This window comes from Mesorhizobium sp. M8A.F.Ca.ET.161.01.1.1 (assembly GCF_004792105.1).
Taxonomy (GTDB): Bacteria; Pseudomonadota; Alphaproteobacteria; order Rhizobiales; family Rhizobiaceae; genus Mesorhizobium.
Window position 1 is genome coordinate 166,383 of sequence record NZ_SRTD01000006.1, and the last position, 22,313, is coordinate 188,695.

Here is a 22,313-nt window from a genome sequence, read left to right on the forward strand (position 1 = left end):
GAGATGTCATGGCCGACCTGTTTACAACCGCCGCCAGCCCGGTCTCGAAATTTCGGTCGCCCGCCACGGTCGCCGTCGACAATCTGCTGCGCAAGACGCTGCGCGTCAGTGATCCGCGCGATCCCGACCAGATGGCCAACGCGCTGCTGAACTTCTACCCGCAGGAAGCGGACAGGGACCGCCGCGAACGCGCCGGCCTGCCCTATTCAAGCGTGCCCGATTATGTGCCGCAGGTGCGGAACACCGGCCCGTCCTCGGTCGAGATGGCGCAGGCGCAGGACGATCTCGAACGCGACCTGCAGACGCTTTCGACCTCCTCGCCGCTGAAGGACATCCGCATCGAGATGATTGGCTGGGGTCGCTCCATCCGGCAGCTCGCCAATGACGGGCTGGCCGCCGCGCGTCTTTCGCTGGATTCGGTCAACCACGACCGCGCCATGTCGGCGCGCCGCCAGCTCGGCGAATATTCGCGCCTGGCACGCTATGTCGGCACGCTGACCGATGGCAGCGCCATCCTGTTCCGGCGCTTTGCCCAGAGCTGCGATGTACTGGCGGGGCTGATCCTCGTCGCCATCGGCGAGGGGCTGGCGTCCAACGGCATCACACGCAGCACCTCGATCGTGCGCTCGGCGGCCGGCGAACTGCAGGCGCGCCGCAATGCCGTCATCATGGCGCTGCGCAGCCTGACCGGCTCGGTCGAAAGCGCGCTTGGCCAGGAGGACTGGCCGCGCGGCATCGAAGCCTACCGCAATCTGGTCCTGCAACTGGAAGCCGGCGGCCAGGCGGACCTGCGCGCCCTCCTGGAAGAGAACGCGCTGTCGCAGGCGATGGACGACCTGGTCGACCTCTCGACCGGGGCAAGCGTCGAGAGCCTGCGTGAGCTGTCGACCGCGTCGGCGATGCTGGTTCACCGCTTCCAGCGCCTGATCCAGTTCGGCCAGAGCATTCCGGTTCCGATCGACGTGCCGATCACATCGGGACCACCGGAATCGCCGCCGCTGGTGGCGTTCGTCTCCAGCCTGCAGCTCTTCGTCGATGCCTTCGTCGCCAAGGGCAGCTCGCGGCTGCTCTATGTCGCGCGCCCGCCGATCATCGTCTACGGCCTCTATGGCGCCGGCGGCCCCGACCAGGGCGCCGTCCGGCTGATGAACCTCACCATCGCGCGCGGTTTCCTGCTCGAGCAGGTCGACTGCTTCGCCGGCTGCGGCTGCGACGACGACGAGATCAGCTGCCAGGTGCTCCTGGATTACATGCTGTTCCTGCTCGACCGGGCGATCGATCTCTATGCGGTCGGCATCGATCCGGACGGCCTCGGTGAACAGGAGAGACGCGCGACCGCCGTCGGCCTCGCCGTCGGCGCGGTGCTGGACCTGACCGACCAGGTGGCGAACCCCGGCGTGCTGCTGTGCGAATTCAGCGACAAGCTGAAGACCAAGCTCGCCACCATCTCCGGCGAGTTGCTCGACCCGTTCGGTGGCGCTGGCGCCTGGGACCCCGGTCTCAAGGGGCTGATGGTGCGTGAGCTGCGAACCTTCTACCAGGCCGAGGAGCAGACCGAGCGCCTGGTGCGGTCGCTGACCCAGCAATGCGACTTCAACGTTTTCAACTTCCGCAACAACCAGTCGCTGATCCGCTGGATGATCCGCACGATCCTGCAGAACACGTTCAACCAGGGCACCAACCTGCCGAGCCCGGTCCAGATGCCGTCACCTATCGCGAGCTCGATGGCTAGCATGGGTCAGAACCGTCCCGACTACTGGTCGGCGTGAGCAGGCATGAGAGGAGCAGGACAATGGCTGCGAAAATTCCGTTTCCCTATCATCCGGCCAACAAGTTCCACGCCGGGGTCAAGGCCCGCTTCGAAGTGGAGGCCCAGACGCCGCAATCGATCGACCTGTTGACCAAACAGGTCGATACCGGCAGCCAGGGAACCCAGAAGGCCATCGGCGACGTTGCCAAGGCGATCAGGAGATATCCCGACGGAGACCAGTCGAAGACCTTCGAACGGCTGACCGCCGCGATGGAGACCATCGCCACCGCGCTGCAGAACCAGCCCAAGGGTAGCGAGATCGACAAGAAGCTTGGCAACATCGGCAAGGCGATCGACAGGTTTGACGAAACGGTGCGGTCGTTTGGCCTGCGCGACAGGGACAATGTCACGGCACTCTACGCGGCGGCGGTCGACACGACCGGCGACATCGTTGGCCGCACGAATGCGGGCCAATGGCTCATCCGGGCGGAATTCCCGTCGCTGCAGGCCATCGTCAAGTTTCAGAAGACCAAGCCGCAGGACGAACGGCGCAGCGAGTTCGTCAAGCGCGTGCGCGCTGTCGAGCCCGTCCCACCAGGCCTTCCCGCGACGATCACCGACAGCGAGCTGGCGCGCTTCTTCGACCTGGTGCCGGCCGTGATCAGCGCCATCAATGCCAGTCAGGACACTGGCTCCAGCGAGCCGCCCAAAGCCTGAAACCGTGAGCCGCCAATTCGAGCAACATGAGGTCTGTTATGGCTAGCGAATCCAATGAGGTCATCCAAAGGCTGTTCCAGCGCTTCTTCAGGGACGAGCTGCCCGGATTGTCGCCGGCGGACCGCGCCGCTTTCGAGAGCGAGTTCGAGGGCCGCTACGGTGAACTGCTCGATCGCTCGTCCAGTGCGACGACAACGAGCTTCGCGGATCTGGTGGGCTTCGGCGACGGGCCGCTCAAGCCGTTCGACGCGCTGCAGATGCCGTTGCTGCGCAATGACTTCGACGAATCCATCATTCCGCCGCAGCTGCAGGCCTCGGCAGAACTCTATTACATCTACCAGATGGACCGCATGAAGCTGTTCCAGGTCGTCGATGTGCTGCGCCGGCTGTTCCAGAACGGCCAGATCCGCATCCAGCGCGGCCCCGGCGCGCGCGGGCTCTACATCCTCGAGAAGTGGCGGCCGATCCGCTACAAGCGCCGCGACCGGCTGATCGCCTATCGCCGCGTCTTCAACTATGGCCGCGCGCCGGTGCCGTCGGGGGCGACCGTCAACCGCAGCTTCCACTTCATGCTGGTCGCCTTCATGAACGCGATGTCGCAATACTTCCAGGATCTGACCATCGGCCAGGTCATCCGCGGCAGCTCGACCATCAATGACCGGCCGTTCGCGGCGCTCGCCACGGTGCAGCGTGTCGGCACCGACCTGCGCTACCATCTCGACCGTTCGAGCTATGGCAACATCCTGGCGCTGACCCGTGAAACCGGCCAGTACGTGCAGCAAATCTTCGAACTGTTCGACGCGCCCGACATCAAGAAGTCCTTCGACGCCAACACCAAATGGGATGTCATCGAAGCCGTCGCCAACCGGCACTTGGGCGGCGCGGCCGAGATGTCGCAGCGCGCCAAGATGGCGGATGCGGGGCGCAGGACGCTGCAATACATCGCCGAGAACGATTTCCGCACGACGATCACGCCGGCCGAGTTCGACGCCGACGCCAAGAAGATGGGCTCGCAGGCCGACGCGTGGCTCGCCGCCTACCGGCTGACGGGCGAAGGGCGCCGTTTCCCCGGCCTCGATGGCGATCGTGTGCACTGGTCGTACGGGCTCAGCCGCAACACCGCCTCGCGCATCGCCGCCTAAACCGTTGCAGCTGTTCAGCATCCGGTGGAGTCGCCGGACAGCTCCAACTCTCTATTTCTGAAGGGTGTCCGCGATGGACCACCATCTGGCTCTTCCCGGGCGCTTTTCGCCCAAGCCTCCGAACATCGTCATCGATGCGCCGCTGGCGCTGTCGCCGATGGGGCTGCTGGTCACGGTGACGCTGTCGCAATCGGCGCGGGTTTGGCTGCCGCGTGGCTTCTACACCTTGCTCGACAATGACGAGTACTACCGCCACCGGCCGGACCAGATGGGCGGCGGCTGGCTGCATCCCGATGCGCGGGACGCGACGCTCAGGGAATTGGTGCTTGAGCTCGAGCCGTGGCGCCGCGCCTGGCAGAACGGCCGGCTGTCGTCACGCGTGCACTGGGTCGGCGACGCGCAATATGAGAGCGCGCTGCCCGAGCGCGAAGGCACTGCCCTGCTGCCGCGCTTCGAAGGCTGTTGTGCCGCGCTTGAAGCCCGGCTTGGCGACCTCGCCGGCACCGCAGCACCGCTCGACGAATGCGCGCGCGACGTCATTGCCCTGTCGGCCGCGCTGCAGCCCGAGAGCACCTACATCCTGACCATCGCCGGCAGTGCCGGTGCCCGGCCGCCGCTATGCGACTATCTGGAGCGGCTCGCGTTTCCGGCCACACGTCATCCGGGCGCGATCCCGGGTTGGTCTGGTCCGGCCTTCTGGCCCGCCGCCGCCCCGATCGCCGCGAGCGGCCGCAGCGCCGCCATCGTGCAGGTCGTCGCGCCGGTCATCCTGGCGCTGCCGGACGGCTGGAGCGAAACCGACTGGGCGCTGGAGGATCCAGCCGACCATGACGAGACGCCGGACGATCCCTGGCGCAATGCCTGCGCGCTCTGGTACGAGCTGGCACCAGTGGAGGCGGCGGCATGAAACCGGCCCGCCTCCACCCGGTCCACGGCCTGCGCACCAATGCGCGCGACCTGGTGATGATCAGCGTCGCCGGGCAAGTGGCTTCGCCGACAGAGAAGGGAACGCCGTGGCGCATCGGCTACGACGGCAGGCCGCGCTCGCTGCCGGGCACCGGCGGCATCGTGCTCAACCATCGCGTCGGCGACCCTTGCGTCGGGCTCGCCGGCGATCATGTCGAACCGGCGGTGTCGATCCGCAACGAGGCGCGCGCGGCCGGCGGCAGCCCTGATGCCGCCAACCAGGCGCTGCAGAGCTATTCCTGCGTCGGCAATCACGCCATCGTCACGACGGGGCGCGCCGCCGGCGCGCGCGGCGTGGTGACCGGCAAGCATGGCGGCGTCGACACGGTGCTGATCGACTTTCCGCTGCCGGCGATGCGGCAGATGGCGATCGGCGACCGCATCCAGGTCTGGGCCTATGGACTTGGCCTGCGCCTGACCGACTATCCCGACGTTGCGATCTGGAACTGCTCGCCACGGCTGCTCGCGCGCTGGCGGCCGGTGGAGCGCAACGGCAGGATCCACGTCAAGGTCACGCATCGCATTCCCGCCCGCGTCATGGGTTCGGGGCTGGGCCGCAACAATGTGCTGCGCGGCGACTACGACATCCAGATGTCCGATCCGGGCATGGTGCGTCGCTACAAGCTCGGCTCGCTGCGTTTCGGCGACATTGTCGGCATCATGGACGCAGACAACCGCTACGGCCGCTCGCGGCTGGGCGGACATGTATCGGTGGGTGTGATCGTGCACTCGGACAGCACCGTGGCGGGTCATGGCCCGGGTGTCGTCTCGCTGCTTTCGGCACCGGCTTCGCTATTGCAGCTTGAGCTCGATCCGAGCGCCAACATCGCCAGCTATCTCGATATCAGGCCGCCACAGCCGGCGCGGCCATCCTTTCCGCTGCCGACGGTCGAACAGCGGGAAAGAACCGTGGCGCGGCTGCGCCGGCGGGCTACGGCGGCGGACGCAAAAGTGGCGGCCGGTCCGGGGTAGCCCGGCAACGGGCAGGCATTGAACAGGACGCAGGAAAGGGAGCCGGCATGTCATATCTCGACGAACAACTCGACGCGCTGGTCGACGAGGCAGCGCAAACAGTCGGCCACCGCCGGCCATGCGGCTGCGCACAATGCCGCCGGCAACAGGGCTTTCGCGCCGTGGAGGTCAGGCGCCGGCATTTTCCAAGCGGTGGCTGCGGCTGCGGTTGCGGCGGCGACACCTCCTTCGACGAAGCCACCGTGCGGCGGGGACGTGCTCCGCGGCCGGCGCGCGGCCAGACCTCGGCACGGGCTCGGGGTTCGCAACTGCCGGGCTGGCGCGGCTGGACGCCGCCGGTGTCGCTGGCCGCGATCGATGCGGCGCGCACCGCCGCCGGCAGGGGCCAGGCCGTCGATCCATTGCTGCGGCCGTTCCTGGCGCCGGGGCCGCAGGTCTATCGCATCACCCGCGCCGGCATAGACCGCGACCGTCCGCTCAGCATCGGCATGACCAAGGGGACCAATTCGATCGCGCAGAGGATTGTCGAACATTACCGGCAGCCGAGCCGCGCCGACCCCCGGGTCAACACCGCGATCCGCAACCTGCAACCGGGTCAGGTCCTGGTCCAGGCGGCTCGCCTGACCCGCCAGGCGATGCATCCAAGGCGGGCCCGGAACTATGAGGGCTGGCTGCAGGACCGGGAGCGGCCACTGCTCTATGACCCCAACAGCACCACATTCGATGAAGCGGGGCTGATGTACACCAACTGAACCAAGGGAGATCTCCATGCACGGGCAAGTCGCACCTCATGCAAGGTCGGTATGGGCCGACCTCGATGCCATCGTTCTCCAGGAGGTCAAGGCGCTGCGCTCGGTCCCGCCGCGCCCGGCGGAACCACAATTTGGTTCCGACGAGGAGTTCATGGATCGCGCGACGGCCTACCTTGAGGGCCGGGGCGAAGAGGCCCATCTTCTAGTGGACCGCCTGCGCGACATGCTCGGCCCGGCAGCGGACGCGGACATGGCCGCGACCGACGTCCCACGGGAGGTGGCAAGCGGAGGCGGGATCTACGATGTGGCTCCGCCGGATGTCGCGCCGCCGCAAGCCGAGCCACCACAAGCCGAGCAAGACACATGACGCTGTTCTCGCCAGCGCCCTTCGAACTCGACCGTCTGGCCGACGAAGCGGATTATGCGGTGGTCGGGCCGACCGACGGCCGCGCCAGAGTCGCGCACACCAACCGCTTTCCGCACAGCGCGGTCTGCCATATCGAGCGCGACTTCGGCGACGGCAGGCTGACCGGCTGCACCGCTTTCCTGATCTCGCCGACGCGCCTGCTGACCGCCGCACACTGCATCACCAGCCCGATCCGGCAGCGGCTTGGCCTGCCCAACCTTGCCGTGCGCATCCGGGTCACGCCGGGCCGTGCGTCCCGCGACGCGCGCCCCTTCGGCTGGCAATGGGCGAAACGCTGGCACGTCAATCCGCCCTACCGCCGTCGGCCATCCGCGCTGCACGATGTCGGGCTGATCGAACTCGAGCGGCCGTTCTCGCCGGCGCCGGGTTTTTTCCGGCTGTGGTCGCCGAGCCGGCAGGATCTCGACAGGCTCCGGGCCTCGCGTCTGCTGCACATTTCAGGCTATCCGGCCGACAAGCCGGAGGGCACGCAGTGGGAGCATGCCGAGCGTCTCGACCGGATCACCGAGCGGCAGCTTTTCTACAGCGTCGACACCTGTCCGGGACACAGCGGCGCGCCGGTCTGGATCCAGCGCCAGCAGGCCGGCCCGCCGGTCATCATCGCCGTTCACACCGCCGGTCCGCGCCCGCATTCGGGCGGCGCCTGGGGCTGCCGGCCGGGTGTGCCGCTGGCGCCGGCCGGGCTGTTCAACCGCGGTGTCAGGATAACGCCGGACCTGTTGCGCTCTATCAACTCCGGATTCGCACCCTGACCTGAAAATTGATGGCCCCAAATGATTTTGGGAATGCTAATATTCCGGGAAGTGTTATAGTTCGGGCCATCAATGCAGCATTCATACGGGTTGCGCCGTGGTCCGGTGGCGTGGCCGTTTGCTAAGGCGCCAGGGCTTGTGATTGTAATGAGTTTCCTGCCAACTAAGGCGTTCGGTCATGATTGGGCATGCCGAGAACTTGCAGAGGCTTTCGGAGTTCGCCGAAGAACTCTCCGCGTCACGGAATGAGCGGAACACCGATACGGACACATCGAGTTTTGTGGTGAACGGCCATTCGCTGGTCGCCATCCGGCATCTCGAAGATGAGGAGCCTGGCGGCCCGAGCGGCCATGGCGATCAGCGCCCCGTGGGCCGCATCGTATGCGCCGGCACTCACTATCTGATCTATGACGCAGTCTATGTTCCGGCAACCGCCGACACACCGCTCACGGCCGCCGATATACTGACGCGGCGCGAGCTGCAGATCGCGCTGCTGATCGCCGAAGGCAAGCTCGACAAGGAAATCGCACGCCAGCTCGGCATCAGCGGCTACACGGTGCGCGAACACATCAGGCGGATCTTCGCCAAGCTGAATATCGGCCGCCGCTCGGCAATCGCATCTTGCGTGCTGCCCGGATGGACGGATTTTCGCCATGATGTCCGGTAGATCGAGGCGCTGCCTGCGACCAGCATGGGTCAGCCGATGCCTTGCCTGAAGGGTCAGCCCTGAGCAGCATGCCGAAGAGTTCGCGCGGCTCGTCGGGGTCGGCCAGCATGTCGAGTTCCTGGTAGAGGCTGGTCGACTTCAGCTGATCCCTGACATAACCCAGCGCCGAAAAGTCCTCTATGGCGAAGCCTACGGAATCGAACAGCGTGATCTGGGCGGCATCGCGCCGGCCCTTGGTCGCCTGATATGACCTGCCACAGGTTATCGGGCACATGCTGCTGGATCTCGCCTTCGATGGGGGTCTGCTGGGGATATTCGACGAAGATGCCGAAGGCCGGCGATCGTCCGATGTCAACATCCCTTCATTGTTGACACTATTTAAAGTATCTGTAATAGTTTTTACAAAACAAGAGACTGTGGATTTCGGGGAGGCCAATGGCGATACGCGATGTTCTGATGCGCGGGGATCTAGCGCTGACGCCGTCGGAGGAAAAGATCGTCCGGCTGCTGTTGACGGACTATCCGACCTCCGGCCTTGGCACCGCCTCGTCGCTCGCGCGGCGCGCCGGCGTCAGCGATCCCACCGTGGTCCGGCTGGTGGTCAAGCTCGGCTATGAGGGGTTTCCGGATTTTCAGGCAAAGCTGCTCGCAGAGGTCGAGGCCAGGCTGCATTCGCCGCTGTTGATGATGGAGACCAAGCGGCAAAGCGGTTCCAGCGACAGCGCGGTGCTCGCCTATCTCGATTCCGTCACCGCGGCCCTGCAGAAAGCCACCGCCGCGACACCGGTCCAGACCTACGAGCGGGCCGCCCGCCTTTTGATGGAGGCCAAGGGCGAGATCGTTCTGGTCGGCGGCCGGTTCAGCCGCCACATCGCCGGCATGCTGGCCGGATATCTCGCGCAGTTCCGCAGCGGAGTCCGCGATCTCGGCGTGCTCTCCCCCCAGACATTCGACACGCTGGCCGATCTCGGCCGCCGCGACGTGCTCGTCGTCTTCGACTATCGCCGCTATCAGCTCGACGTGATGGCCTATGCAAGCCAGGCGGCCGCGCTCGATGTGCGCATTCTTCTGTTCACCGACCAATGGCTGTCGCCGATATCAGACCTCGCCGAAGTCACGATCGTCAGCCCACTCGAAGTCGCCTCACCCTATGACACGCTGGCGCCGGCGATCGCACAGATGGAGGCGTTGACCGCCCAGATCGTTTCGACGCTGGGCGATGACGCCCGGGCCCGTATCGAGAGAATCGAGAAAGTGCGGCACGCCAATGCGGTGACGCTCGACAGCGATGCGGAAGGCCAGACGGTTGGCCCCCGAAAAACAGCTGGACCACGCAAGACACCTGGACCCAAAGCAGCAAAGCAGGACGACAAGGCATGACCCAAACCTTATCCAAGCGGGCCCTACCCAAGCGAGACGAAGCCTTCCGTGCCGGCGAGACGGCGCTGCTGCTCGTCGACATGCAGCGCATCTGGCTGGAGCCGGGCGCAGACCCCTCGCATCCGGAGCGCGGCCCAGACCATTATTTCTACCGGCAGACAGCCTTGCAGACGATCCCCAACCAGGAGCGCCTGCTGGCGGCGGCGCGGGCCAATGGCGTCGAGGTGCTGCACACCATCATACAGAGCCTGACCGAAGATGGCCGCGACCGTTCGCTCGACCACAAGCTGACGCCCATCCATATCGCGCGCAGCCTGCCCGAAGGCCTACCGGTTGCATCGCTGGCGCCGGTCGGCGACGAGATCATGCTGCCGAAAACCTCGTCCGGCATCTTCAACTCGACCAATGTCGACTACCTCCTGAAAAACCTCGGCATCCGCTACCTCGTCGTGGTCGGCGTGCTGACCGACCAGTGCGTCGACATGACGGTGCGCGACGGCGCCGACCGTGGATATCTCGTCACCTGCGTGTCGGATGCCTGCGCCACCATCACCCAGGAACGTCACGACATCGCGCTGAAGGCCTTCGGCGGCTATTGCTGGGTCACGGACACGGACACCGTCGTCGACCGCTTCAACGCCCTGGGAAAAACGGCATGACATCGACCGTCGAGCCTCTCGTTGCCGTCGTCACCACGGATCTCTCCGCCATTACGCGGGGCCGCTTCGTTACTGAAGGCAAGTTGCAAAAAACCGCCGCGACCGGTGTCGGCTGGCTGCAGGCCAATCTGTCGATGACGCCGTTCAATTCGATCGTCGATCCCAACCCCTGGGGCTCGTCGGGGGACCTTCGGCTGATCCCCGATCTCAAGGCACGCTTCCGCACCGAACGGACGGGATCGGCGACCCCGTTCGACATGGTGGCCGGCCACATCGTCGAGCTCGACGGCAGCCCGTGGCTCGGCTGCACGCGGACCATGCTCCGGGACGCGCTGGCGGAATTGAAGGCTGCGACCGGCCTTTCCGTCATCGCCGCCTTCGAGCACGAATTCCACATTGCCGATGGCAGCTTCGCGCCGGCGCATTCGATGTCCTTTGCGGCGCTGCGCCGCACCGACCCGTTCGCCCCCAATCTGATGGCGGCGCTGGAGGAGGCAGGCGTCGGCCCCGAAGTCGTCATCGCCGAATTCGGCAATGAACAATTCGAAGTGACGCACGAGCCGGCCGATGCGCTGACGGCAGCCGATCGCGCCGTCGCCATCCGCGAAATCACGCGCGAAGTGGCGCGCAATGCCGGCTGGCGCGCGAGCTTCGCGCCCAAGATCGCCCCCAATGCCGTCGGCAACGGCGTGCACATTCATTTCAGCTTCGTCGACGAAGACGGCAAGCCGGCGACTTACGATGCGGCGCGGCCCGGCGGCCTCTCCGCCAAGGCCGGCGCCTTCTGTGCCGGCGTGCTGCGCCATCTGCCTGGGATGACCGCCATGACGGCGTCGAGCGTATCATCCTTCTATCGCCTCAAGCCGCACAGCTGGAGTTCGTCCTACACCTGGCTCGCCGACCGTGACCGCGAGGCGTCGCTGCGCATTTGCCCGACGGTGACGATCGGCGGACGCGATCCGGCACGGCAGTACAATGTCGAGTACCGGGCGGCCGACGCCACCGGCAATCCTTATTTGTCGCTGGCCGCGATCATCCGCGCCGGGCTGGAAGGGCTGAAGGCGGATCTTCCCTCGCCGCCGCTGGTCACCGGCGACCCGACGCTGATGAGCGAGGCGGAACGGGCAAAGCTTGGCCTGGTGCGGCTGCCCGAAACCTTGCCGGCGGCGCTGGACGCGCTTCTGGCCGACAAGACCGTCACGGGATGGTTCGCCCCGATCTTCATCGAGACCTTCGTCGGGCTGAAGCAGCATGAAGCCGAGCGCCTGGCCGGCCTCGATCCGGCCGCCATCTGCGATCTCTACCGGACGCTCTATTGATGACCGCACGGAGTGAAAGGAACACGCCCGCTCAAGGGGACTGGCCCGACGCCGTCGAGGTTCTCAACGAGCACGGCCGCTGCGACATCGTGCTGCTGTGCGAGCATGCGTCCAACCACATGCCGGCCGAATATCGGCAGCTGGGGCTCGATGCCAGCCACCTGCGGCGCCACATCGCCTGGGACATCGGCGCCTCGGAGGTGACGCGCCTGTTGTCGGCGCGGCTCGATGCGCCGGCCTTCCTCAGCGGCTATTCCCGGCTGCTGATCGACCTCAACCGGCCGCTGGACAGCCCGGGCAGCATCCCCCTGCTGTCGGAGGACACCGACATTCCCGGCAATGCCGGTATCGAGGCGGCGGAACGGGACCGACGCGCCAAGATCATGTTTTCGCCGTTCCATGACCGGGTGACCGCACATCTCGACCGACGGGCGGCCGAGGGCAGGCCGACGCGAATCGTGACGATCCATTCCTTCACGCCGGTCTTCCTTGGCGTCGCAAGACCATGGCATGCGGGCGTGCTGCATGACCATGCCGCCGATCTCGCCGCAGCGATCCTTTCGGGCCTGCGCGCCGACGCGTCGCTCAACGTCGCGGCCAACGTGCCCTATGTGATCAGCCGCGACGCCGACTACGCCGTGCCCATCCATGGCGATGATCGCGGCATCCCTGCTGTCCTCATCGAGATAAGGCAGGACCTGCTGTCGACACGGTCCGGCATCGAGGAATGGGCGGACCGGCTGGCGGCGGCGCTGCCCGCCCGCGAGACGGAGACAACTTCGTGAAGAATCTCGACCTGCGCGGACATGACGCGCGACCATCGCGCAGATCGGCACTCAGCGTGGCACCGCTTTATCAGTAACGGGAGCCGCGGCTCACGCCAGCCACTCCTTGATCGCCGGGCGAGCGAGAACGGCACGCATGCGGTCCTCGGCGTCGGCGACAGCCAGTGTCATCGGGGCACGGGTCGGACCGCAATCGACGCCGATGACGCGGAACGCCGCCTTCATGCCCGGCAGCACACCGGTTTCCAGCACTGCCTCGACGAAATCCTGCGACACCATCTGCAGCGCCTTCGCCTGGCGCAGATCGCCGCCGCGAACGGCCTGATCAATCGCCACGTAGAGCCTGCCGAGCAGATTGTAGGTAGTTCCGATACCACCCTCGGTGCCGAGCATGCCGGCGGCGGCATAGATCTCATCGAAGCCGTAGTAGAACAGCTTCTGCGGCTGCCGCTTGCGCAGCAGGGAATATTTGAACAGGTCGGTGGAGGTGAACTTGATGCCGACGACATTGCTGAGATCGAGCAGCCGGACCAGCAGGGGAAGCGGCAGCGGCCGGCCGGTGCGCAAGGGGATTTCGTAGACGATAAGCGGCAGGTCGGTCGCCGCCGCCAGCGCCTGGTAGTAGCCGAAGACTTCTTCGTCGGAGAACGGGTAGGAATGCGGCGGCAACGCCGACAGCGCGTGATAGCCGAGCTTGCGCGCCTGCCGCGCCAGACGGATGGAATCACGCAGGTTCGGCATGCCGACATGGGCGATCAGCTTGACGCCACTTGAGACCGCGCCGGCGAAGACCACCTCTTGCTGCGCCAACAATTCGTCCACCGTCAGCAGGCCGGATTCGCCGCTGCTGCCACCGACATAGAGGCCTGCCAGACCCTGGCGCAGCACATAGTCGTTGATGTTGCGCTGCCGTTGCGGATCGAACTCGCCGGCATCGCTCAGTCCGGTCATCAGGGCGGCATACATACCCGCCAATTGCTTGGTCATTGGGATCCTCGGTTTTCCAGATTTGTCATGATGTGGCTTCGCCAGCGTGGTGGCAGGCGACGAGATGCTGGCCGGTGCCGGCGGAGCCGAAATCGCGCCGTGCCGGATCGACCTTGGTGCAGATCTCGGTCGCCAGGGGGCAGCGCGGATGGAAATGGCAGCCGGGCGGCGGCTTCGACGGATCGGGCACGCCACCGCCGAGCACGATGCGGCGGCGTGTGCCCCCCGCCTTGGGATCGGGCTCCGGGATCGCCGACAACAGCGCGCGCGTATAGGGATGCAGTGGTGCGCCGAACACCGCTTTCGTGGTGCCGATCTCGACGATGCGGCCGAGATACATCACCGCGACGCGGTCGCTGAGATAGCGGATCATCGACAGATCGTGCCCGACGAACAGATAGGTCAGGCCGAGGCGCGGCTTGAGGTCGTCGAGCAAATTGACGATCTGCGCCTGGATCGAAACGTCGAGCGCCGAGATCGGCTCGTCGGCGATGATGAATTTCGGATTGGCGGCAAGCGCGCGGGCAATGCCGACGCGCTGGCGCTGGCCGCCGGAGAGTTCGAACGGATAGCGGTTGCGCAGCGCTTCCCGGAGACCCACCAGCGCCAGCAATTCGCTGACACGGGCATCGCGCGAGGCGCGGGTGCCGATCTTCTGCGCACGCAACCCTTCGCTGATAATGCGGCCGACGGTCATGCGCGGGTTGAGCGAACCGAACGGGTTCTGGAAAACCATCTGCATGTCGCGGCGGCGCTGCTTCAGCTCCTCGCCTGTCGCGCCCGCATAATTCCTGCCCTCGAAGACAATGCTGCCGGCGCTGGGGCGCTCAAGGCCCAGCACGGCGCGGCCGGTCGTCGATTTGCCGCAGCCGCTTTCGCCGACCAGCGCGAGCGTCTCGCCGCGCATCACCTCGAAGCTGACGCCGTCGACGGCATGCACCGCGCCGACCTGCCGCCTGAGCACGCCGCGCCGGATCGGAAAATGCACCTTGAGATCGGTGACGGTGAGCAGCTCTTCCTGCTTCGGTGCCGTCACGGCCGGCTTGTCAGCGGCGCCGGCGCCCGTGCGCGGCCCCCGTTCCACCTCCCGCCAGCGCCAGCAGGCGACGGTCTGATCGGCACCGGCAGCTTCCAGCGGCGGCCTTGCCTGGCGGCAGCGCGCCTCGGCATGGTCGCAGCGCGGCGCGAAGGTGCAGAAGGTCGGCGCCAGCGTGACATTGGGCGGCGCGCCCTTGATCGGCACCAGCCTGGTGTTGGCCGCCGTCAGCGACGGGATCGAGTTCAACAGGCCGATCGTATAGGGATGCTTGGTTGCCGAAAACAAATCGCCGACCGGCGCGCTTTCGACGATCGAGCCGGCATACATCACCGCGACGCGATCGACGAAGCCGGCGACGAGGCTGAGGTCGTGGCTGATCCAGATGATTGCCATGCCGAGCTGCTTCTGCAGGCGCACGACCAACTCGACGATCTGCGCCTGGATGGTGACGTCGAGCGCGGTCGTCGGCTCGTCGGCGATCAGGATCGACGGTTTGCACACCAGCGCCATGGCGATGCCGATGCGCTGCAACTGGCCGCCCGAGAACTGGTGCGGAAAGGCGCGCATGCGCTGCGGCGCGTTGGCGATGCCGACCAGCGCCAGCATGTCGAGAGCCTGGCGTTCGGCCTCGGCGTCGTTCAGGCCCTGGTGCTCGCGCAGCGCCTCGGTCAGTTGCAGGCCGATGGTCAGCACCGGATTCAGCGACGACATCGGATCCTGGAAGATCATGGCGATGTCGCGGCCGCGTATCTGGCGCAGCTCTCTGTCGGGCATGGCCAGGAGATCGCGGCCACGAAACAGCGCCCGGCCCGCGGTGACGCGGCCGGGCGGCTTGCGGATCAGGCCCATCAGCGTCTGCACGGTGACCGATTTACCGGAGCCGCTCTCGCCGACGATCGCCAGCGACTCGCCCTCGGCAAGGTCGAAGGAAACGTCGTTGACGGCATAGACGGAATTGCCGCTCGGGCCAAATTCGACGCTCAGCCCCTGCACCGAAAGCACCGCCTGCTGCCCGATCCCCTTCGCGGCCCTGCCGACGGCAAGCGTGTCGGCGCCGATCATTTGCCACCCATGATGTGCTGCGGGTCGAGCGCATCGCGCAGGCCGTCGCCGACGAAGTTGATGCTGAGTACGGCCATGGCGATCATCGCGCCGGGCGGGATCCACATCCAGGGCTGGCTCTCCAGGATCGACAGCGTGCGGGCGTCGCGCAGCATGTTGCCCCAACTGGCGGCCGGCGCCTGCGCGCCAAGGCCGAGGAAGGAGAGCGAAGCTTCGAGCAGTATGACGGTCGCCACGTCGAGCGTGATCGCCACCAGGATTGGGCTGAGCACATTGGGCAGGATGTGTTCGAGGATGATGACCGGGGGCGAGGTGCCGAGCGAGCGCGCGGCCAGGATGAATTCCTGGTTGCGCAAGGCCAGGATCTCACCACGCGTCAGGCGGGCGATGGAAGGCCAGCTGAGCAGTCCGATCACCACCATGGTGTTGAAGATGCTGGGCCCGACGACCGCGACGAAGGCAATGATGATGACCAGGCGCGGGAAGGTCAGCACCATGTCGATCAGGCCCATCAGCAGGAGGTCCACCTTGCCGCCGAAATAGCCGGCGACGCAACCGATGAAGATGCCGATCGCCGCCGAGATCGCCACGGCGACGAAGCCGACCGTCAGCGATATACGGCCGCCATAGAGGATGCGGGCGAAGATGTCGCGGCCGGTGCCGTCCGTGCCCAGCCAGTGCATGCCGCCAGGCGGCTGGTTGCGACCTCTGAGATCGATTTCGTTGGGGCCGTAATGGGCGATCAGCGGCGCCAGCACGCAGGCGAGCACGATAATGGCGAGCATGATCAGGCCGAGCGTTGCCAGGCGGTGGTTGAGGAAGCGGCGCGCCGCCTCGCCCCACAGGCCGCGCGATGCGCCGGCGGCGATCGTCATGTCGAGGGCGGCGTCAGTCATAGCTCACCCTGGGGTCGAGCACGCTGTAGGCGAGGTCGGTGCCGAGATTGGCCAGCATGACGATGATGGCGGTGATCAGCACGTAGCCCATGATCACGGGACTATCCCTGTTCACCACGGAATCGATGAACATCAGGCCGATGCCTGGCCACTGGAAAATGGTCTCGATCACCACCGAGCCGCCGAACAGCGTCGGCAGCGCCAGGCCGAAGACGGTAACCAGCGGGATCAGCGCGTTGCGCAGGCCGTGGCGCAACGTGATGGTGCGGGGCTTGAGGCCCTTGGCCTTGGCGGTGCGCATATAGCTCTGGTTCAGCACTTCGAGCATGCCGGCGCGGGCATAGCGCATGAAGATCGCGGCACGGAACAACGCAAGTGCGGCCGCGGGCAGGACGAGGTGCCTGAGATTGTCGAGGAGCGAGAAGTTTTCACCAGCCGTGGAAATGCCCGACGACGGCAGCCAGCGCAGCTCCAGGGCAAAGACGTAGACGAGCAGCAGTCCCATGAAGAAGTCCGGGATCGAGACGCCGACAAAGCCGGCAAGCGTCAGCGAATAGTCGGTGAGCTTGTATTGCCTGAGCGCCGAGATCACGCCCAGCGTGGTGCCGATGACGAAAGCGACGAGCAGTGCGACGCCCATCAGTTCCAGCGTCATCGGCAACCGCTCGACGATGATGTCGCCGACACTGCGGCCATTGACGAAGGAGCGGCCGAGATTGCCGTGCAGGATCTGGCCGATCCAGTGGAGGTACTGGATGTAGACCGGCTGGTCGAGGCCGAGTTCGCCGCGCCGCATGGCAATCAGTTCCTCGCTCGACGGCGCCTCCGCCGTGATCATCGCCAGCACCGCGTCACCCGGCATGGCATGCGCGATGGCGAAGACGATCACGGTGACGCCGAACAGCACCGGGATGCTGAGCAAGAGTTTGCGCAGGAGATAGCTGAGCACCGGCCTCTCCTATGGCTGAAGGCGGTTTTGAGACAACGGATCGGGAGGCTCGGTCAGAGCCCCACGACCGGCAAGGCTATCCGCGGCTATTTCGCCACCTCCCATTTCTCGACTTCGTTGTAGACGGGGTGGTTGAAGATCACGAGCGGCTGTTGCTTGAAGTGCTGGGCGAGGCCGACGATGCGGTTGTTGAAGGCGAGCGGCCGCACCTCGTTCCAAAGCCAGGCCTTGGGCAGGTCCTGGTTGAGGATGCGCGAGGCCTCCTGATAGCTCGCGGCGCGTGTGGCGCGGTCGTTTGACTCCAGACCCTTGTTGAACAGCTCATCGACCTTGGGGTTGCAGTAGCCCATGGCGAGCGGCTTGGCGCCGCAGACCACCAGGGGCGAGCCGAGCGAGGGGTCGAGCCCCATGCCTTGCGCGAAGAAGCCCATCTGGAAGCTGCCGTCGGCATAGACCTGGTTGATCGCCGCCGGATCGAGCAGGCGCGGCTGGATGTTGACGCCGACGGCGGCCAGATAACTCTGGATGGCGGTGACGGTGTCGACGTTCATCTGGTCGGAATAGTAGTAGATGAAATCGACCGGCTGGCTCGCATCCCAGCCCGCGTCGGTAAGCAACTGCTTGGCCTTGTCGGGATTGTAGTCGTAGGGTTCGAGGTCCTTGGCGCGCGCCCAATCCTGCGGGAACAGCGTGTTCAACAGTTCGCCGGCGCCCTGCTTGACGGTGTCGATGATCGCCTTGCGGTCGATGGCATAGAGCATCGCCTGGCGCACGCGCGCATCGGCGAAGCGCTTGTTCTCCAGATTGAACTGCAGATAGGTCGGCAAGCCGGCGGAGAATTTCGGCAGCACCGTCAGATAGTCGAGCTTCTGCAGGCGGGGCAGTTCGGAGATCGGCACGCCGCCGCCCTCATAGGACATGGCGTCGACCTCCTGCGTCTCGAGCGCGGCGATAATCGGCGGCACGTCCTTGTAGATCTGGTAGATGATGCGGTCGAGCTTGGGCGCGCCGAGGAAATAGTCGGGATTGCGGTCGACCTCGACATACTGGTCGCTCTCATACTTCTTCCAGATAAACGGGCCGGTGCCGACCCGATTGACCCAGAACGCATTGCCCTTGACGTCGGCGGGCGCGACCTTGCCCAGGATGTGCTCGGGAAAGATGCTGATGGCGATGAGCTGCAGCTCGACCCAGAGCGGCTTGGCGCTGTCGAGTTCGATCTGCACGGTCGCGTCGTCCAACGCCTTCACCCCGGCAAGCGAGGTGGCCGAGCCATCCTGGAAGGCCTTGTATCCGTCCACGGCGGAAAGCTTCTGCGCCCAGGGCGAACCGACCTTCGGATTGGCGTAGAGATTGAGGCTGAACACCACGTCCTTGGCGGTGAAAGGCGTGCCGTCATGCCATTTGACACCATGGCGCAGGTTGAAGACATAGGTCTTGCCGCCGTCCGCCGTCTTCCAGCTCTCGGCCAGCATCGGCTGCACGCCGTCGCCCGTCCATTTGATGTGGACGAGGCCCTGCAGCACGGTCTCGTCGAGCCGATGGCCGCAGGTGGTGTGCAGCGTGCCCATCTCGATGCAGCCGGTACGCATGGCGGAGCGGAACGTGCCGCCTCCTTCGGCCTTCACGGCACCCGCAGCAAGCATGAGCGCCAGCGCCGGCAAAAGGCTGATCAGAAATCGTCTCATGGAATTCTCCTCCCTTGGATTGTCTCGGCCGGTCGTGGCTGACGTCTGAGCGCGCTTTCTCGCGGTCGTTTGGTCGCGGTTTGGCGTCCGGTCGCTCATTGCAAGCAGCGACCTCCTCCTACCCTTCGGTCGCGCCAAGCCCCAGCGATCCACAACTCCTTGCCCTGTGCTCGCTTGCGGTGATTGGTCTAATAGCTTAAAAGGTACACCATGCACAATATGCCGGTTCGAAAAAAATTGTCCGATGAAGTCCGCCTCCGCCTGGAGGCGATGATCCGGGACGAGGTCTATCCGGTCGGCGCTTCGCTGCCGTCCGAGCGCGAGTTGATGTCGATGTTCGATGTCGGGCGCCCCTCGGTGCGCGAGGCGTTGTTTGCGCTGGAAAAGATGGGCCTCGTGCGCATCAACAGCGGCGAGCGGCCCAAGGTGACGCGACCGACGCCGAAGAACATGCTGGAGCAGCTGACGGGCACCGCGCATCTTTTGATGGACCAGCCGGATGGCATCGGTCATTTCGAGCAGTTGCGGCTGTTTCTCGAAGTCTCGATCGCGCGCCATGCCGCGGAGGTGGCGACACGTTCACAGATCGACGCGCTGGCGGCGGCGCTTGCCGAAAATGAACGCGCCATTTCACGCGCCCGCGCTTTCGCCCTCACCGACGTCGCCTTTCACCGCGTGCTGACCGCGATCCCCGGCAATCCGATTTTTCTCGCCGCGCACGAGGCGCTGGTGGAATGGCTGATCAACCAGCGCATCCACATGGCCAATACCGAGCTCGAAAACCGCATCAGCTTCGCCGGGCACAAAAACGTGTTCGAAGCTATCGAACGGCACGATCCCGAAGCCGCTGGCCAAGCGATGCGGGAGCATCTGGAAAACGCCCGGCGCAAGTTCAATCCGGGCCAGTCGAAACCCGACTAATAGAAAGATCGCGGCTATCTACGCCGCGTGAAACGTCGGGGCCATCTCGTCTAGAGCGATGGCCCCATCAGGATACGGCTGCCGTCGCTGAACCGGGATAGACGGAACCTGTGAAGGTTGTGTCCAGCCTCGTTGCCCTGGATCAAGTCGGACAGGACGCGGCCCATGCCGGGCCCTATGCCGAAGCCATGGCCACTCATCCCGGTCGCGATGACGAGACCCGGAACCGCTGCGGCGCGATCGACCACCGGCACGACATCCGGCATCGCATCGATCATGCCGGCCCAGCTTGCCCTGAGCGGCACCGCCTCGAATTGCGGGAAGAGCTCCTTGAACCCACGATCGATGGCGTGAAGCGCCCTGGGCTCCGGCACAGGATTGAGAACGCGCATCCGTTCGAACGGGCTTTGCTTGTCGGCATCCCATTTGCGCGGGGTAGACCAGCTGTCGGGATATGCACGAGGCGCCGCCGGCAGGTAGCGCGTACCGAAAGGGTTCGCCTTCAGGGCGGGCAGATATTTCGGTGCGTGACGCAAAGCATCCGGCCCGACATAGAGCAGGTGGCTGCCTCCCGCCGCCAGCGTGTATCCACCGTCCTTTCTACGCCGGAAGGCGATGCGTTCGTCCGCGGCGGCGCCAGCATGGATTTCCGGCATCGGCGCGGTCGCCGCGACGGTCGTGCGGACACTGAGCTGCGGGATCGAGACGCCATGCGCGCGCAGGAACAGCGACGTCCAGGCACCGCTGGCGACAAGCACGTTCGACGTGGCGATGCGGCCTTTTTCGGTCCAGACCCCGCTGATACGCCCCGCGGAGATATCGAGCATGCGTGCCGCACAGTTCTCGATGATGGTGACACCCTGGCGAGCGGCCAGGCGGGCAAGGGCCGGCACGGCGACCCAGGGCTCGGCGCGCATGTCCGACGGCGTGGTCATGGCACCCTTGAAGGAGCGAGACATGGCTGGGATCAGCTTGGCGGTCTCGCCTTGGTCGAGGAGACGCGTGTCGACGCCATGGGCCTCTGCGACCTTCAGGAATTTGGCGAAATCAGCCATTTCCTTGTCGGTGCGCGCAAGATAGGTCACGCCGGTCTGCGTGAGGCCTATGTCCTCGCCGCACTCCTCGGCCAGTTGGCGCCAGAGACGCTGCGCTTCGATGACGATGGGCAGTTCGTCCGCGTCGCGGCCCTGCTGGCGGATCCAGCCCCAATTGCGCGAGGACTGCTCCGCGGCGATGCGCCCCTTCTCCAGCAAAGTCACCGGTATGTTGCGCCGGGCCAGGAACAAGGCCGCGGTCACGCCGATGATGCCACCGCCGACAATGACCACATCCGACGTCTTCGGCAGCGGCGCTTGAAACTGGATCGGACTGGCCTCGGTGAAAGGGAAGATCGTCAAAGGATTATCCTTGTTCATAAGCGTGGCCCGACGCCGATGGCTGGTCCCGGTGGCGCGAAAGTCGCAAGCCACCCACGACGTGCGTCAACGAGCACTACACGACCGGTCTCGAAAATTTGCATGCCAGCTCGATGAAATTGTTGACCACCCGTCGAGGCCGCTTCTCGTCGCCGCGGCCAGGCTTCGAGAACTGAGCCGCGGCCGCCAGTCCATGCCGTGGCGAAATTGGATGGTGGTTCAGCTTTCCAGCTCTCGAAGCGCCGTCAGATCGATCTCGGTGATGTGCCAGCGGCCGAGATTCGCCGTGTAGAGTTTGTCGCCCTTGAAGGCGATGTTGGTGGGATGCGCCAGTGTGGTGGCCGCCGGGTCCTCGATCAGCACTTCGAGGCCTCGGTCCGGCCGCCAGCGATAGATGCGGCTTGGCTCGTAGCACGAGATGAACAGCGCGCCGTCAGACGCGAAGGCGAGCCCATCGGGAACATTGTGCACGCCTTCGACGACGACTTTTCGCGGCCCTGCCGCGCCGTCGGCGAGGATCGGCACATGGCTGATGCAGGGCGCGTCGCTCTCCACGACATAGAGGCCATTGCCATCAGGCGCCATGGCCATGCCGTTGGCGAAGGACATCGCCTCCCGGCACCACAGGCCACCTTCGCCGGTCTTGAGGTCGTAGCGAAAGATGCCCGAACGATTGTCCTCACCAACGCTGTCCGACACGTAGAGCCAGCCCCTGGACTCATCGACGATCGGATAGTTCGGCACGCGGATGCCGGACGACGCGAAGCGCTCCATGCGACCTGTCGCGGCGTCCCGGCGGAAGATCGCGGCATGCCTGAGATCGCAGGCAAAGCAGTTGCCCGCGCTATCGAAGGCGATGCCGAGCAGAAAGCCATCCGTGCCGCCCATGCGCTCGACCGAACCGCCGTCGGCGGCCAGCCGCAGGAGATCACCTGTCTCGGTGCCGCACCAGATCCAGCCATCACGGTGGACCGCCACGCCCTCAGGATGCGCGACGCGCGGGCTGGTGAAGATGCCGTCGAAGAAGACGCGCGCGGCCGACATGTCGAGCAACGGCTTTGGCATGGA

General features: G+C 65.5%; 21 protein-coding genes and 1 pseudogene. 14 read left to right on the top strand and 8 right to left on the bottom strand.

Annotation, left to right across the window (positions count from 1 at the left end):
• Positions 1–8 precede the first annotated feature (8 nt).
• From EN804_RS17300 to EN804_RS17340, 9 genes are all read left to right on the top strand, one after another.
• Positions 9–1,769 (top strand): hypothetical protein, encoded by a 1,761-nt coding sequence (locus tag EN804_RS17300; protein WP_245511643.1) that lies wholly within the window; start codon positions 9–11, stop codon positions 1,767–1,769.
• Between the two features lie 23 nt (positions 1,770–1,792).
• Positions 1,793–2,467: a hypothetical protein gene (locus EN804_RS17305; RefSeq protein WP_135920422.1), complete on the top strand. Its 675-nt coding sequence runs from the start codon at positions 1,793–1,795 to the stop codon at positions 2,465–2,467.
• A 38-nt stretch (positions 2,468–2,505) separates the two neighbouring features.
• Entirely contained in the window at positions 2,506–3,609 is a 1,104-nt protein-coding gene (locus tag EN804_RS17310; RefSeq protein WP_135920424.1) for a hypothetical protein, read from the top strand.
• A gap of 73 nt (positions 3,610–3,682) precedes the next feature.
• Positions 3,683–4,516, top strand: a complete 834-nt coding sequence (locus EN804_RS17315; RefSeq protein ID WP_127280028.1) for a hypothetical protein — start codon at positions 3,683–3,685, stop codon at positions 4,514–4,516.
• Positions 4,513–5,547, top strand: coding sequence for a DUF4438 domain-containing protein (locus tag EN804_RS17320; RefSeq protein WP_127870914.1), 1,035 nt, complete (start codon positions 4,513–4,515; stop codon positions 5,545–5,547). The genes EN804_RS17315 and EN804_RS17320 overlap by 4 nt, the downstream gene beginning before the upstream one ends.
• A gap of 47 nt (positions 5,548–5,594) precedes the next feature.
• Positions 5,595–6,299: a hypothetical protein gene (locus tag EN804_RS17325; RefSeq protein WP_127870913.1), complete on the top strand. Its 705-nt coding sequence runs from the start codon at positions 5,595–5,597 to the stop codon at positions 6,297–6,299.
• A 16-nt stretch (positions 6,300–6,315) separates the two neighbouring features.
• The gene (locus EN804_RS17330; RefSeq protein WP_127281154.1) at positions 6,316–6,666 is read left to right on the top strand and encodes a hypothetical protein; all 351 of its coding nucleotides are present in this window, start codon (positions 6,316–6,318) and stop codon (positions 6,664–6,666) included.
• On the top strand, positions 6,663–7,478 hold the full coding sequence (locus tag EN804_RS17335) for a serine protease (protein WP_127870912.1): 816 nt from the start codon (positions 6,663–6,665) through the stop codon (positions 7,476–7,478). The genes EN804_RS17330 and EN804_RS17335 overlap by 4 nt, the downstream gene beginning before the upstream one ends.
• 178 nt (positions 7,479–7,656) lie before the next feature.
• Positions 7,657–8,145, top strand: coding sequence for a helix-turn-helix transcriptional regulator (locus EN804_RS17340; protein ID WP_127275917.1), 489 nt, complete (start codon positions 7,657–7,659; stop codon positions 8,143–8,145).
• A 55-nt stretch (positions 8,146–8,200) separates the two neighbouring features.
• Here the strand turns inward: EN804_RS17340 and EN804_RS38020 are convergent.
• Positions 8,201–8,507, bottom strand: a pseudogene (locus tag EN804_RS38020) (hypothetical protein); the annotation flags it as partial.
• A gap of 73 nt (positions 8,508–8,580) precedes the next feature.
• Here EN804_RS38020 and EN804_RS17350 point away from each other — a divergent pair.
• The 4 genes from EN804_RS17350 to EN804_RS17365 are packed head-to-tail and all read left to right on the top strand — an operon-like array spanning position 8,581 to position 12,288.
• A complete protein-coding gene (locus EN804_RS17350) occupies positions 8,581–9,525 on the top strand; it encodes a MurR/RpiR family transcriptional regulator (protein ID WP_127275916.1) in 945 nt (314 codons plus the stop codon).
• Entirely contained in the window at positions 9,522–10,184 is a 663-nt protein-coding gene (locus tag EN804_RS17355) for an isochorismatase family cysteine hydrolase (protein ID WP_135880954.1), read from the top strand. The genes EN804_RS17350 and EN804_RS17355 overlap by 4 nt, the downstream gene beginning before the upstream one ends.
• Entirely contained in the window at positions 10,181–11,503 is a 1,323-nt protein-coding gene (locus EN804_RS17360) for a glutamine synthetase (RefSeq protein WP_135880955.1), read from the top strand. The genes EN804_RS17355 and EN804_RS17360 overlap by 4 nt, the downstream gene beginning before the upstream one ends.
• A complete protein-coding gene (locus tag EN804_RS17365) occupies positions 11,503–12,288 on the top strand; it encodes an N-formylglutamate amidohydrolase (protein WP_127870911.1) in 786 nt (261 codons plus the stop codon). Before EN804_RS17360 ends, EN804_RS17365 begins: the two co-directional genes overlap by 1 nt.
• Before the next feature lie 90 nt (positions 12,289–12,378).
• On the opposite strand, the gene EN804_RS17370 is transcribed toward EN804_RS17365, so the two are convergent.
• From EN804_RS17370 to EN804_RS17390, 5 genes are all read right to left on the bottom strand, one after another.
• Positions 12,379–13,275: a dihydrodipicolinate synthase family protein gene (locus EN804_RS17370; protein ID WP_167531257.1), complete on the bottom strand. Its 897-nt coding sequence runs from the start codon at positions 13,273–13,275 to the stop codon at positions 12,379–12,381.
• 25 nt (positions 13,276–13,300) lie between these two features.
• Positions 13,301–15,376, bottom strand: coding sequence for an ABC transporter ATP-binding protein (locus tag EN804_RS17375; RefSeq protein ID WP_135920426.1), 2,076 nt, complete (start codon positions 15,374–15,376; stop codon positions 13,301–13,303).
• On the bottom strand, positions 15,373–16,272 hold the full coding sequence (gene opp4C / locus EN804_RS17380; protein ID WP_135880957.1) for an oligopeptide ABC transporter permease: 900 nt from the start codon (positions 16,270–16,272) through the stop codon (positions 15,373–15,375). The genes EN804_RS17375 and opp4C overlap by 4 nt, the downstream gene beginning before the upstream one ends.
• Positions 16,265–17,221, bottom strand: a complete 957-nt coding sequence (locus tag EN804_RS17385; protein WP_127275910.1) for an ABC transporter permease — start codon at positions 17,219–17,221, stop codon at positions 16,265–16,267. The genes opp4C and EN804_RS17385 overlap by 8 nt, the downstream gene beginning before the upstream one ends.
• An 86-nt stretch (positions 17,222–17,307) precedes the next feature.
• Positions 17,308–18,909 (bottom strand): ABC transporter substrate-binding protein, encoded by a 1,602-nt coding sequence (locus EN804_RS17390; RefSeq protein WP_189524531.1) that lies wholly within the window; start codon positions 18,907–18,909, stop codon positions 17,308–17,310.
• Positions 18,910–19,128: 219 nt separating this feature from the next.
• On the opposite strand from EN804_RS17390, the gene nanR reads away from it, so the two are divergent.
• Positions 19,129–19,830, top strand: a complete 702-nt coding sequence (gene nanR / locus EN804_RS17395; RefSeq protein WP_272483020.1) for a transcriptional regulator NanR — start codon at positions 19,129–19,131, stop codon at positions 19,828–19,830.
• Positions 19,831–19,880: 50 nt separating this feature from the next.
• Here the strand turns inward: nanR and EN804_RS17400 are convergent, their stop codons facing one another.
• Positions 19,881–21,227: an FAD-binding oxidoreductase gene (locus tag EN804_RS17400; protein ID WP_135920428.1), complete on the bottom strand. Its 1,347-nt coding sequence runs from the start codon at positions 21,225–21,227 to the stop codon at positions 19,881–19,883.
• A gap of 237 nt (positions 21,228–21,464) precedes the next feature.
• Positions 21,465–22,310, bottom strand: a complete 846-nt coding sequence (locus EN804_RS17405; protein WP_135916917.1) for an SMP-30/gluconolactonase/LRE family protein — start codon at positions 22,308–22,310, stop codon at positions 21,465–21,467.
• Positions 22,311–22,313 lie beyond the last annotated feature (3 nt).